Source organism: Halostagnicola sp. A-GB9-2 (genome assembly GCF_030068615.1).
GTDB lineage: Archaea > Halobacteriota > Halobacteria > Halobacteriales > Natrialbaceae > Halostagnicola.
The window spans coordinates 775,582-787,300 of the sequence record NZ_JASJOC010000001.1 but is presented as its reverse complement, the minus strand read 5'-3'; the positions used below and the strand labels follow the sequence as shown (position 1 = coordinate 787,300).

13 protein-coding genes are annotated in these 11,719 nt (G+C 62.8%); 9 read left to right on the top strand and 4 right to left on the bottom strand.

Translation table 11 applies throughout. The features are described from left to right. Positions 1–64: 64 nt before the first annotated feature. A complete protein-coding gene (locus QNM96_RS03900) occupies positions 65–727 on the bottom strand; it encodes a DUF456 domain-containing protein (protein WP_283834697.1) in 663 nt (220 codons plus the stop codon). A 178-nt stretch (positions 728–905) separates the two neighbouring features. Between QNM96_RS03900 and QNM96_RS03895 the strand changes: the two genes are divergently transcribed. From QNM96_RS03895 to QNM96_RS03880, 4 genes are all read left to right on the top strand, one after another. Next, positions 906–2,072, top strand: coding sequence for an Ig-like domain-containing protein (locus tag QNM96_RS03895; protein ID WP_283834696.1), 1,167 nt, complete (start codon positions 906–908; stop codon positions 2,070–2,072). Between the two features lie 66 nt (positions 2,073–2,138). Further along, on the top strand, positions 2,139–2,336 hold the full coding sequence (locus QNM96_RS03890; protein WP_283834695.1) for a hypothetical protein: 198 nt from the start codon (positions 2,139–2,141) through the stop codon (positions 2,334–2,336). Between the two features lie 46 nt (positions 2,337–2,382). Further along, the gene (gene gatD, locus QNM96_RS03885) at positions 2,383–3,630 is read left to right on the top strand and encodes a Glu-tRNA(Gln) amidotransferase subunit GatD (protein ID WP_283834694.1); all 1,248 of its coding nucleotides are present in this window, start codon (positions 2,383–2,385) and stop codon (positions 3,628–3,630) included. A 5-nt stretch (positions 3,631–3,635) separates the two neighbouring features. After that, positions 3,636–4,625, top strand: a complete 990-nt coding sequence (locus QNM96_RS03880) for a GNAT family N-acetyltransferase (protein WP_283834693.1) — start codon at positions 3,636–3,638, stop codon at positions 4,623–4,625. A 128-nt stretch (positions 4,626–4,753) separates the two neighbouring features. On the opposite strand, the gene QNM96_RS03875 is transcribed toward QNM96_RS03880, so the two are convergent. Beyond that, positions 4,754–5,029 (bottom strand): ubiquitin-like small modifier protein 1, encoded by a 276-nt coding sequence (locus tag QNM96_RS03875; RefSeq protein ID WP_283834692.1) that lies wholly within the window; start codon positions 5,027–5,029, stop codon positions 4,754–4,756. Between the two features lie 147 nt (positions 5,030–5,176). On the opposite strand from QNM96_RS03875, the gene QNM96_RS03870 reads away from it, so the two are divergent. Continuing rightward, positions 5,177–6,358, top strand: coding sequence for an NAD-binding protein (locus tag QNM96_RS03870; protein ID WP_283834691.1), 1,182 nt, complete (start codon positions 5,177–5,179; stop codon positions 6,356–6,358). Between the two features lie 82 nt (positions 6,359–6,440). Here QNM96_RS03870 and QNM96_RS03865 read toward each other — a convergent pair whose 3' ends face one another. After that, positions 6,441–7,217 carry a ZIP family metal transporter gene (locus tag QNM96_RS03865; RefSeq protein WP_283834690.1) on the bottom strand — a complete coding sequence of 259 codons (777 nt, stop codon included), beginning with the start codon at positions 7,215–7,217 and terminating at the stop codon, positions 6,441–6,443. Positions 7,218–7,306: 89 nt separating this feature from the next. Further along, positions 7,307–7,942 carry a deoxyribose-phosphate aldolase gene (gene deoC, locus QNM96_RS03860; RefSeq protein ID WP_283834689.1) on the bottom strand — a complete coding sequence of 212 codons (636 nt, stop codon included), beginning with the start codon at positions 7,940–7,942 and terminating at the stop codon, positions 7,307–7,309. 153 nt (positions 7,943–8,095) lie between these two features. Here deoC and QNM96_RS03855 point away from each other — a divergent pair, with 153 nt between their 5' ends. The 4 genes from QNM96_RS03855 (at position 8,096) to QNM96_RS03840 (ending at position 11,351) form a co-directional block, all read left to right on the top strand. Then, positions 8,096–8,917, top strand: coding sequence for a DUF63 family protein (locus QNM96_RS03855; RefSeq protein ID WP_283834688.1), 822 nt, complete (start codon positions 8,096–8,098; stop codon positions 8,915–8,917). A 126-nt stretch (positions 8,918–9,043) separates the two neighbouring features. After that, on the top strand, positions 9,044–9,925 hold the full coding sequence (locus QNM96_RS03850) for a PfkB family carbohydrate kinase (RefSeq protein ID WP_283834687.1): 882 nt from the start codon (positions 9,044–9,046) through the stop codon (positions 9,923–9,925). Positions 9,926–10,066: 141 nt separating this feature from the next. Continuing rightward, positions 10,067–10,369: a HalOD1 output domain-containing protein gene (locus QNM96_RS03845; RefSeq protein ID WP_283834686.1), complete on the top strand. Its 303-nt coding sequence runs from the start codon at positions 10,067–10,069 to the stop codon at positions 10,367–10,369. A 253-nt stretch (positions 10,370–10,622) separates the two neighbouring features. After that, complete coding sequence (locus QNM96_RS03840) at positions 10,623–11,351, top strand: nucleoside phosphorylase (protein WP_283834685.1); 729 nt, start codon at positions 10,623–10,625, stop codon at positions 11,349–11,351. Positions 11,352–11,719 lie beyond the last annotated feature (368 nt).

Here is an 11,719-nt window from a genome sequence, read left to right as displayed (position 1 = left end):
TCTCGAGTGAGAACGAGAAGGGGCACGTCCGTTCTCGCGGCCGTCCCTCCGTTTGGTCAGTAGCTCAATCGACGTCTCGAGCCAGTCCGTTCTTCAGATCGCGGCCGAAGTAGTAGCCGCCGAGGCAGGCGAGCGCGCCGGTGGTGGTACCGACGGCGAGCAGGTTCTGGCCCGATCCGAGCATCGCAAAGAGCGTGAAGTTGAACATCGCGGCGACCACGCCGACGGAGACGCCCGCGGCGGTCATCTCGAGGTACCGGCGCTTCGACGTGAGCAGTCCGATCAGAAACGCGGCGGCGAACATGCTGATCATCCGACCGGCGAACGGAATTACGGTGTTTCCGGCGAACAGTCCGGCCCCGATAACCATGACGAGGGCGAAGTAGGCTTTTGGCGAGAAGTACTGCGTCGGAGAGAGTCGCGGGAGCGAAAACAGCGACGTCACCGACGAAAGCCGGGAACTACTCGAGTCCAACGCAGGTTCGGCGCTGGGCTCAGAATCTGCTTCCGACCCGAACGAAGGCATCCACGATCCCGAATCGCCCGTCTCGTTCTCGAGGCTCGACTCCGATTCGAACCCGTCGGTTCCTGCTGACCGCTCGTCGGTGTGAGCGCTCGAGTTCGACGATCCGGACGAGTCCGACAGCAGGCTCTCGGTCTCTTCTAAGAGCTCGTCGGTAGATTTTGGTTCCCGGCTCGTCGTCACCTCGTCCGAGCGATCGCTCATGGTCGATTTCAGGCCGGCCGACACCATGGGCCTTTCCCTGCACTGGTTCGCCATACGGTACCATTTTACATGTTTCCCGTTTCTGAAAGGGACGCACTCGAGCGAACACCATAGCGTTGCAATATTAAAACCGAATATAGAAATAATAACTTTACACAACTACTGCGGTTTGGTTGACATGGAGCTCACACGACGATCGGCTCTCAAAACCGGTACCGGCGCACTGATGGTCGCAGCGACGGCTGGCTACGCGACCGCCCAATCGGATGACGGAGCGGCGACGCTCGAGTTGCTCGCCGAAGAGAACATCGACCACAGGCACGCGTGTCTCCACGGCGATTTCGACGAACGGATACCGCTCGAAGCTGGCGAATTGGACGACGGTTCGCCGACTGTCGACGACACCCACGTCATCTGGGAGGTAACTTACGAGGGGGATCAAAAGTACGTAGTCTTCGACGCGGACGGTCACTTCGCCGACGGCTCGTTCGTGTTTTACACTGCCGACGGCTCGGTGACGGCCGTCGAGGGGACCGAACTTGAGCGAGGGGTCGTCGACGACGACGAACACTGTGACTCGCTCGACGAATACGTCCAAATCGAGCCCGAAGACGGCCGCATCGCGCTCGAGCTCGTCGAAGAACTTCCGGACGAGGGCGAACCGGATGACGAGGACGACGAAGCGGACGATGACGATGAGGCTGATGACGATGATGAGGACGGTGAACCGGACGGTGACGAGGGCGACGAAGCGGAAGACGATGACGACGATGAAGATGGCGAATCGGATGATGGTGAAGATGAAGCGGAAGACGATGACGAGGGCGACGAACCAGAAGACGAGGACGAAACCGAGGACGACGAAGCGGAAGACGATGACGAGGGCGACGAAGTGGAAGATGACGATGAGGCTGATGATGATGAGGACGGTGAACCGGACGATGACGAGGACGACGGACCAGAAGACGAGGACGAAACCGAGGACGACGAAGCGGAAGACGATGACGACGAACCAGAAGACGAGGATGACGAGACGGAAGACGAATATGTCGGTGCGGACCTCGAGCTTTCGGTTTCCGGCCCGAGCGACGTTTCGTCCGGCGAGTCGGCACAGTTCCACGCGACCGTGAGAAACCGGGGCGACACTGACGCAGAATCCACCGTTTCCCTCGAGGTTGGAAGCGCTACCGACTCGACGACTGTCGATGTCGATGCGGGTGGCTGTCGCGCGGCGTGGCTCTGTGTCAACGGAAACGACCTCTCCGCGGGCACTCACGACTGGACTGTTACGTCCGGCAGCGAAGCTGTGACCGGGACGCTGACCGTCATTGAGTCGGACGAATAACCGACTCACTAACCGCGTTTTTCGCCAGCCCGCTATTTTTCACGGTTCACGGTGTGTACTGACTCGATGGACGTGGACCTGGTTGCGCTCGGAATCCTCGCGATCGCAGTCGCACTCGGGGTCGGATACGCCGTACGATTCCTGTATCCACGTCTCGACGCACCCGAAGAGTCGCTCACGTCACTTCAATTTCTCACCGCGCTGATCGTCGGGATCCTCCTCGCACTCGGAATCGGATTGATCCTCGTCGGCGTACTGGTTTGATCTCCGAAAGCGTGGCTTCAAGTCCGACCGTCTGCAATCAACGGGTATGAACCCAGGCGATCGCATCCGAGTCGATTCGGACGACCGCACGTACGAAGGCGTGTTGCTCCCCTCGAGCACCGACGACCACCTCGTCGTCAAACTCGAGGGCGGGTACAACGTCGGGATCGACCGCGACGGATCCGAAATCGACGTCCTCGCGGAGAACGTCTACGAGATCGACGGTGCACAGGACGACGAGAGCGACGAGTCAACGGTCGAGTTCGACGACGATCTGCCGACGATTTCGCTCATCTCGACGGGCGGCACCATCGCCTCGACGGTCGACTACCGAACGGGTGCGGTGACGGCCCAGTTCGACGCCGAAGACGTGCTTCGAGCTGTGCCGGACCTCGCCGGCCGAGCCAACTACCGCGGCCGCGTCGTCGCGAACATCCTCTCTGAGAACATGGAGCCGCCGATCTGGCAGGAACTCGCGCGGGCGGTCCGCGACGAGATACAGGCCGGTGCCGACGGCGTCGTCGTCATGCACGGCACCGACACGATGCAGTACTCCGCCTCGGCGCTCTCGTTCATGCTCGAGACGACCGTCCCGATCGTCTTCACCGGCAGCCAGCGCTCGGCGGACCGGCCGTCCTCGGACAACGTGATGAACGCCGTGAGCGCGGTCGAAGCGGCCAAAAGCGACTGCGCGGAGGTGCTGGTCTGTATGCACGCGAGCGAATCCGATACGACCTGTGCGCTGCATCGCGGGACCCGCGTCCGCAAGAACCACACCTCGCGCCGGGACGCGTTCGAAACCGTCGGCGGAGAGCCCCTCGGCACCGTCGACTACGGGAACGAGAACGTCTCGTTCCGCAGGAACTACCAGAAGCGCGACGCCGTCGACCTCGAGCTCACCTCCGAACTCGAGACCGATGTCGAACTGGTCAAGTTTACGCCCGGCATGGATCCCGCCTTCCTCGACATCGCAGAGGGCTCCGCGGGACTGATTATCGAAGGGACGGGACTGGGTCACGTCCACACCGATCTCATCCCGAAAATCGAAGAACTGATCGACGACGGCACGACGGTCGTCATGACCAGCCAGTGTCTCGAGGGCCGGGTCTGTGACCGGGTCTACGACACCGGCCGCGACCTGCTCGATGCTGGCGTACTCGAGGGCGAGGACACCCTGCCGGGCACCGCGAAGGTCAAACTGATGTGGGCACTCGAGAACAGCGGAGACGTCGAGGAGGCGATGGGCACCTCGCTGGCGGGCGAGATTCAGGATCGATCGACCCCCTGGGAGTGAGACCGATGACCGACTCCAGTACCGACGCGGACGAACGGGACGGCGACCTTGAGGTCGAAATTCGCCGCGCAACCCACGACGACTACGAGGACGTCGCATCGTTCACCGGCACGATCTGGGAAGACCGCGGCGGAGACTACATTCCCGAAATCTACCACGATTGGCTCGAGGACGACGACGAGGAGGGAAAGAAAACGTTCCTCGCCGAGATCGATGGCGACGTTGCTGGCATCCTTCAGGGCGTCATGCTCTCGCCCGAAGAGGCCTGGTTCCAGGGCATGCGCGTCAATCCTGCCTACCAGCGCCGGGGCGTCAGCCAGCGGTTGAACGAGGCCTGCTTCGAGTGGGCTCGAGAGCAGGGGGCCACGATCGGCCGCGTGATGGTCTTTTCCTGGAACTCGCCGTCGCTCGGTGCGGCCCGAAAGAGCGACTTCGAGCCGATAACGGAGTTTCGGTTTGCCACCCCCGAGCCCGACGCTGACGCCTCCGGACCGCTCTCGGTCTCGAGCGATCCCGCGGATGCGTGGCGATTCTGGATGGGGAGCGACGCCCGCGATCACCTTCGCGGACTCGGACTTGCGACCGAAGAGAGCTGGGCACTCAGGGAGCTGACTCGTGACGACTTCTCGAGGGTCGCCGACGAGACGGCCCTGTTCGTGGTCGAGGGTGGCGAAGCCGACGGCGACGACGACCCGACGCTGGGCGAGCGAGCGGGTGCCCGCGCAACTGCGTATCGAACGCGGACCCTCGAGCGAACCGACGACGACGGAGCCGAGGTGACGATCGCCGAGTACGGCCTCGGAGCCTGGGCCAACGTCGACGCGGCGCAGTCGCTGTTTGCGGCGATCGCTCGAGACGCCGCTTCGCTCGGGGCCGACGGGACTCGAGTGTTAATCCCCGAGACGGTCGAGTACGTCAGTGACGCCTCCTACGCGGGTGCCGGTGTGGCCGACGAACCCGATTTCGTTCTCGGAATCGATCTGACGGGGACGTAGCTACCTCGAGAACGCGTCGAGGGGTGCGAGAAAACAGTTGGTGTCCGTTCGAAATCGGTGCGTTCGATCGCTATTTTGCTCTTCCCGTTGCCGTCGAGGAGGATCAGCACTCTTCTCTCTCGTGCCCGCTACCCGCCGCTGACGGGTGGGAAGAGCGCCAGTTCGTCGTCCTCGTCCAGTTCCGTCTCGAGTCCCTCCTCCTGGGTCAGGACGTTCGTTCCGTTCCGGAGGATGTTGATCTGCGAGCGCAACTCGCCGTCTTCGATGACTCGCTCCTCGAGCGCCGGCCGGTCCTCGAGGAGAGCCTCGAGGGCGTCTTCGACCGTCGCGTCGTCCTCGACGTCGACGGAGACGTGCTTGTCGCCCGCCCGCTCGGCGAGGTCGGCGAACAGCTTCCAGTTCATGTGCGGGCGTATCAGTGCCTCGGGCAAGTAGCTACCGCTCTGGGAACACTCGGATACCGACCCGATCGGTCCCGAGCGCCGGCCGTCGGTGACAGTCGAGTCACGCCAAACGAAGAGGCTTATTTGACCGCACACCGGACCGTGTGTATGGTCGGCGAGCGCCTGCTCGAGTGGCTCCCGAACAACTGGAAGTGGCTGGTGACGACGCGGGTAGCCGTCACGCTCGCGCTGCTGGTCGCGTTGCTGTCGGTGATCACCGGCGTTATCCAGATCGGTCAGGAGACCGTCGCTCACGGACCGCTCACCGGAACGGTCCCGATCGTCGTCCAGGAGACGGTCGGCTTTACGGGCGCACTCACCGGATTTTTAATGGTCGGAAGTACCCTCGCCCTGCGGCGCGGATTGCGAGCCGGCTGGTACGCGACGTTGATCCTCCTTCCCGTGACCGCGATTCAGGGCCTGCTACAGGTGAGCGAGTACTCGTATCCGCTCGTCGTCCTCTCCGTGCTCACGATTCCGTTCCTGCTTGCCAGTCGCAAACGATTCGACAAGAAGCTCTCGTTGAACACGACGCAGCTGGCCGCCGGGGGCGCACTCGTCGGCGTGCAGGCGTACGGAACGTTTGGAGCCTACGCGTTGCGAGAGAGCTTCGACGGGATCGACGACCTCCTCGACGCCTTCTACTTCACGCTGATTACCTCGAGCACCGTCGGCTACGGTGATATCGGACCCGAAACCCAACAGGCAATCTTATTTACGATGTCCGTCGTCGTCCTCGGTGTCGCCAGTTTCGGTATCGCGATCGGTGCCCTCGTCGGGCCCGCGATTCAGTCTCGCATCTCGAAAACACTCGGAAAAATGACAGACTCTCAGATCGAACTCATCGACCAGCACGTGCTCGTGCTCGGCTACGGCGAACTGACCGAACCGATCGTCGACGAACTCGCGACCAGTAATCAGTCCTTCGCCGTCGTCACGGCGAACACCGACGCGGCCGAACGACTCTCCGATCGGGAGATCCCGGTCATCGTCGACGACCCGAGCGACGAAGAACCGCTCGAGCAGGCACACATCGAACGGGCCCGGGCGGTCGTCGTGGCGACGAACACGGACGCGGAAGACGCTTTGACGATCCTCACGGCTCGACAACTGGCCCCCGACAAGCCGATCATCTCCGCCGCGACGGATCGGGAGAACATCCCGAAACTCGAGCGAGCGGGCGCGGATACGGTTATCAGCCCCGCTTTGCTCGGCGGACACCTGCTCGTCAGGTCTGCGCTGGGGAGCGACGATTCGGAACTGATCGAACAGATCGTCGGCGACGATTGAACTCACTGGAGATCGTTCGACTTTTCGCATCGCTCGAGCATCTCGAGCGAATTGGCTGCGCCGCTCGTGCAGCCGCCGCCTCTCAGACGACGAGCAGTTCGTCGACGATGACTAACAGGACAAATCCAACGATGAACGCGCTCGTTGCGGCGTCGGCGTAGCCGTGTCCGTGCGAGGAGGGGATCATTTCGCGGAAGACGACCGCCAGCATCGCACCGGCCGCAAAACCGGCCGCGACGGGGAACAGTCCCGCCGCAATCACGACGAGAACGTATCCGAAAATAGCGGCCCCGACCTGCGGAACGAGACCCGATAGCGTCGTGTACAGGAAAATCTTCGCGTTCGAGACGCCCGTTTCCCCGAACGGCACTGCGAAGGCAAAGCCGTCCGGAATATTCTGGAGTCCGATAACGACCGCGAGCAAGTACGCGACATCCTGAAATCCGGACGCGAACGCGACGCCTATCGCCAGCCCCTCCGGGGCGTTGTGAAGAACGATTGCGCCCCCGATCAACAGCGCCCGTCGAACGCTTGAATCCGGGCCCGCGGGTGTGACGCTTCCTTCGTGACGCCACCCGGTAAACCGTACGTGAAGGTGTGGAATAATCTGATTCCCGGCTAACAGTACCAGACCGCCGAGAAACACACCGGCGACGACCGGTTCGAGTCCGCCTTCGTCCATCCCGGGGAGTATCAACCCGAACACGCTTGCGCCAACCATAATCCCCGCGGCGAGACCGAGGGCGGCGTCGTACACGCGGTGGGTGACGGTCGCGCGGAAGAATACCGGAAGTGCCCCGAGACCGGTCACCGCGCCGGCGACGGCCGTTACGACGAGCATCGTCACGAACTCGCTCATACTCCCTACACTCAACCACTATCCCTGAATAACTACGCCCGGAGGTACCGCACGTGAACGGTTCGCCGTCTCACAAAAGCGCTTTTTGTCTATCTCGGAGCGCCGTCGAGAATCTCGAGTCCGCTCGAGGCCCCGATTCGTTCGGCACCGGCCTCGATCATGTCCATCGCTTCCTCGTAGCTTCCGACGCCGCCACTGGCTTTGACGGGCAGGTACTCGCTCATGAGCTCGACGTCCTCGACGGTCGCACCCCCATCAGAGAACCCGGTCGAGGTCTTGACCATCGCCGCGTCCGCATCGAGGGCCGCCTGACAGGCCTCGTGTTTCTGCTTGTCGCTCAACAGCGCCGTCTCGATGATCACCTTCACGGGAATCGGGACGGCGGCGACGAGCTCCTCGAGTTCGGCGGTGACAGCCTCGAGTTCGCCCGCTTTTAAGCGCCCGATGTTGATCACGACGTCGAGTTCGTCCGCGCCAGCCTTCCACGCCAGGACGCCCTCTCTGCGTTTCGTGTCGTGGTCGTTCTGTCCGTGGGGAAACCCGATAACGGTCGCGAGCGTGACATTGGGTGCGTAGTCGACCGCCTCCTCGAGGTAGTACGGCGGGATGCAGGCGTTCATTCCGTGCTCTGTGGCGTCGTCGAGGACGGCTTCGATATCCGCGGGTGTCGTCTCGGGGCCGAGAACGGTGTGATCGATCGAGCGGGCGAGTTCGTGACGGTCCATACTGGGTCGAACGACCGAGAGGTGAAAAACCCGCACGATTCCGTTCATCGCTCGAGGAAGTCGCCTAATGAGTTGAGCGCAAGTCGACGGACTCGAACCCGTCTCCTCGAGGATCGGAAACGGTTAGTCACTGGCACGTACCAGTTGCCGTATATGGTGTTCCCAGAGGGATTTGCCGTTCCGCCGGTGGAATTTCTGCTACCGCTTCTGGTCGCCCTCGTTGGTGTTCTCGCACTGTTGTGGGTGAACAGTCCAGCCGTAACCGACCGGACGGTGATTGCGTTCGCACCCTGGATGGTGCTCGGCTCGACGTTGCATGTGCTCTATCAGGTCCAGGCGATTCCCGGACCGATCGACGTCCTGTTCGGCGCGCCGACCGTCTACGTCACGACGGCCGTCCTCGCCGGGTTCGTCTGGGTCGCGAGCATATACCTTCACGGAGCCGAACTCCAGCAGTCGGTCGAGACGCCACTCGGCGTCAGCGGCGCACTGCTCTTTCTCGTCGCCGCCGGCTACGCGATCAACACGGGCTTGGACGCCGGAACGATCGACGCGTTCTGGCCGGCCGTTTCGGTCGTCCTCTCGGTCGTTCTGACCGCGCTCGCCTGGGTCGGACTCGAGCGGTGGGCGAGCGAGACCGCCGCGGTAACGGGCCTGACTGGCCTTCTGGTCGTGTTCGGACACGCGCTCGACGGCGTCTCGACCGCCGTCGGCTACGATATTCTTGGCGCGAGCGAGGAGGTTCCCGCTTCACAGCTGATCCTTCACGCCGGCGAGGCGCTCCCGACGTATGATCTGCTCGGTGCCGGCTGGCTGTTCGTCGTCGTGAAGGTCGCCCTCGCGATGGCCGTCGTCGGCCTGTTCAAAGAGTACGTTCGCGACGCGCCGCGACAGGCCCGGCTCCTGCTCGCTTTCATCGCCGCCGTCGGGCTCGGCCCCGGCGTTCACAACGTGTTGCTCTTTACGATCGCGTAGCCGGCTCGCCACGAACACTTCTTGCAGTCGCCCTCGAGGTTTCTCCCGCCTCCTCGAGCTCTCGCTCTCGCCGAACCCGCAGAACGGAACCGTTTTTCTCTCCCCGGTCCGTTTGCCGAGTCGTGAATGGTCACGGTGCTCACCGCCGGTCACGTCAACTGGGACGTGACCCTTCGCGTCGATAGATTTCCCGAACCCGACGGCGAGGCGTCGATCCGCTCCCAGCGACAGTCAGGCGGCGGGAGCGCGGCCAACGTCGCGACCGCGCTGGCCGGACTCGAGGTCGAAACGGGACTCGTCGGGAGCGTCGGCGACGACGAGAACGGGCTGTTAGCCAAGCGCGACCTCGAGGACGCGGGCGTTTCGGTCGACGGGCTTCGAATCGTCGAGGACGCGGCAACCTCCGTAAAGTACCTCCTCGTCACCGAGTCGGGCGCGGTGTCGGTGCTTGGAAACGACGGCGTCAACGAAGCAATCCGAGCGGCGGACGTCAACCCGGAACGAATCGAATCAGCCGATCACGTCCACCTCACGGGACAACGTCCCAAGACGGCCGCCGAGATCGCACGCGTTGCAACGCGTTCGGGATCGACTGTGAGCTTCGATCCCGGCCGTCGACTGGGTGATCGCGAGTACGGCGAAACGCTCGCCCTCTCCGATATCATCTTCGCCAACGATCGGGAGATCGACGCGATGGTCGACGCCGACGAGGACGTCACGGAATTTACCGAAGGTACGGTCGTCGCCAAACACGGCGAAGACGGCGGCGAAGTCCACACACCGTCCGAGTCGTTCGTCCACTCCGGCTTCGAAATCGACTCCGTCGATACGAGCGGGGCAGGCGACGCCTTCGCCGCCGGCTTTCTCGCCTCGACGCTTCGAACGGACGACGCCGAGGCCGCACTCGAGTACGCCAACGCCTGTGGAGCACTCGCTGCGAGTCGAAAGGGGCCCCGAAGCGTCCCAACGATTGACGCCGTCGACCGATTTCTCGAGTCACGAGGGTGACCAACACGGATATATAAGTAGTCGTGAAAGATTCGAACCCAGCACCTGCTGAAGTTCTCAGCGGGTGTTGTCTGACGGCAGTTATATACCCGACGCCGTTGCCCGTTTGAATAGGAAGTCACGATCCTGTGACTGAGAGACATGATGAAAGGTATCCCCCGGACGTCTGCACCTGGTGACAACCGCACGCACGTCCAATACGACCGGCGCGAAGATGAGCCGCCGAGCGTCGCCGTTGCAACAGCACTCGCATCGTTTCACGGCGAGGATGTGACCGCTGGCAGTACACAACTGTACCAGTACATCGATCCCGATGCACTCGATTCCCTCTTCGGATCCACCTTCAGCGGAACCGATCGAACGGGCGGCAGAGTGCGTTTCGAGGTCGACAGCGCGACCGTCGTCGTTCGGCCCGAACGGGTCCACGTCTACGCCGAAAACTGATCGCGAATCACCTCGAGACCGCTCGAGGTTCCGGCTATTCACAGACCGCTCGCCGCTACCGACGTTCGCCACTATCGGTGCTCGTTACCCACCGCCCTCTACATCTTTACTGTCGACGTTCGCTACTACCACTCCCTCTCCTCGAGACGACCGGGTTCGACACTCGAGTTTCCCGCTCGATACGGCGACTGCGAGGTGACGACTCGAGACGGACTGGAGAAGGTTTTTCTCGCCGCCCACGGAACCGGTGCGTATGGCGACACAACCGCATCTACTGGTTGATGAGGGAGATCTTACGGACATCGCGCTGATACCCGGCGATCCGGGTCGCGTCGATCGAATCGCGAGCCACTGCGACGAGTCCGAGACCATCGCACAGAACCGCGAGTACAAGGTCGTCAACGCGACCTATAACGGCAGAGAGCTGACGATCTGTTCGACCGGGATCGGCTGTCCGTCGGCCGCGATCGCTATCGAAGAGCTGGCGAACGTCGGCGTCGAAACGTTCGTCCGCGTCGGAACGACCGGGGCGCTCCAGTCCGATATCGAGATCGGCGACATGATCGTCGCGACCGGCGCGGCGAAAAACGAAGGGACGAGCAAACGGTACGAGGCCGTCGAGTACCCCGCCGTTCCGGACTACGACGTGCTCTCGGGACTCGTCGACGCCGCCGAGGCGAACGACGAGGACGTTCACGTCGGTCCGATCGCGAGCGACGACGCCTACTACGCCGAGACCGACGAGCACGTCGCCGACTGGGAGGACGCGGGACTCCTCTCGGTCGAGATGGAAGCCGCCGCAGTCTTCTCGCTGGCCCGCCGCAAGGGACTCCGAGCGGGCGCTATCTGCACCGTCGACGGCAACCTCGTCGAGGGAACGCAGAAAGGAACCGACACCGAGGACGACGAACTGCCCGAGAAAGCGAAGAACAACGTCGGCCGAGCGATCGACATCACGCTCGAGGCCGCGACGGAACTCTAAGTTACCCGGCCCTCTTATCGAAATATAACCCACGCCTCGCCGGTCCAATCGATTGGTCTGCGGTGGCGCGCGCTGCGTCGCGGCGAACGAAGCGAGGCGTGAACGGAGTGAAGGCCTCGAGAAGCGAACGGTGACTATCAGGAACCGTGAGCCGCTGCGAGCCGCGGCGCGATGATGCACGAGGTCTTCGGTCACTCGGTGACCGAACGGCTTGGAAGTCGCGAAGCGCCTTCCGGTGGATGAGCGAGGGGAGCGCGACGCGTAGCGTCGCGAAACAGCGAACGGCGAAGTCGTTCGAAACGGCAGGCCGTTTCGTGACTGAGCGAATCTTCGATTCGCGATGTCCGCGAACGGGACGCGTTCGCTTG